Source organism: Luteimonas cucumeris, assembly GCF_007830035.1.
GTDB lineage: Bacteria > Pseudomonadota > Gammaproteobacteria > Xanthomonadales > Xanthomonadaceae > Luteimonas_C > Luteimonas_C cucumeris.
Window position 1 is genome coordinate 1 of the sequence record NZ_VLKN01000025.1, and the last position, 1,238, is coordinate 1,238.

Sequence of the window (1,238 nt, forward strand, 5' to 3'; positions counted from 1 at the left end):
CACTGCAGATACAGCGGCTGCATGTAGCTGCCGTAGCCTTCGTGCAGCCACATGTCGTCCCAGCTGGTGTTGGTCAGCTGGTTGCCGAACCACTCATGGGCGAATTCGTGCTGCAGCAATTCGTCGTATCCGAATTCGTCCTTGGCATATTCATTGCCGTAGGCATTGATGCTCTGGTGCTCCATGCCCTTGTGGGGCGTTTCGACCACGCCCATCTTCTCGCCAGCGAACGGAAACGGGCCGATGTGGTTCTCGAAGAAGTCCAGCAGCAATGGAAACTGTTCGAACAGGACCTTGGCCTTAGCTTCGTTGCCGCGGAGGTACCAGAAGCGCATCGGAATGGTATTGCCGTAACGGCTCTTGTAGTCCGCTTCGATCAGTTCATAAGGACCGATGTTGAGCGCGATCGCATAGGTGTTCGGATCGCTCACACGCCAGTGATACGTGCGCCAGCCGTCCTTTTCTTGCATGCCCATCGCCACGCCGTTGCCGGCAGCCACCAACGGTGCAGGAACCGTGATGTGCTGGTCGACCTGCAGCGGCTCGCCCTGCGGATGGTCGATGCACGGCCAGAACAGGTCACAACCCTGAAGCTGCACCGCGGAGGCGATCCATGGCTCGCCGGTCGGCGCCTTGGACCAGACGAAGCCGCCGTCCCACGGCGCGCGATCGGCCACGTGCGGGTTGCCGGCATAACGGATGCGCAGCGTCGTGCTGTCACCCGTTGCCAGCGGCTGCGGCAAGTCGACCGTCATGCGACCTTCGGGATTGCTCCAGTCCTGCGCAGCCAGCGCCTTGCCGTCAACCTCGACCCGATCGATCTTGAAATTGCGGTCCAGGTCCACGACCAGCCGGGTCAGCGGGGCCGTGGCGCGGAAGGTCAGCGCAGCGTCGCCGTGCAGGCTGCGATTGGCTGGATCGACCTTGAACTGCAGGTCGGCCTTCTCGAACACCACCGCTTCCTGCTCCGGCGTGCGTGGCGCGCCGGAGTCGTACGTGTGTCCGCTCAACTCTCCCTGCTTTGCCACCAAGGGTGTGGAACAAAGCCATAGACAAGCCAACAACAAGCCCCTGCGCATTTCCATTCCCCTTGCTGAATTCGGCATTGCCGCACTGCGATGCGGGATCAATCTTTCCTACTTCTTCTGCGCTTCCGCCTTGGCCTTCTTCTCCATCTCGGCCTTGCGGAAGGCCTGGAACTCCTCGATGTGCGGCTGCGCGCGCAGCACCTTCGAATG

The 1,238-nt window shown here is 61.5% G+C and carries 1 protein-coding gene; it reads right to left on the minus strand.

The features are described 5' to 3' along the window. Positions 1–1,010, minus strand: a 1,010-nt coding sequence (locus IP90_RS16500; protein ID WP_242007631.1) for a M1 family metallopeptidase, incomplete at its 3' end; no start/stop codon positions are given. Positions 1,011–1,238 lie beyond the last annotated feature (228 nt).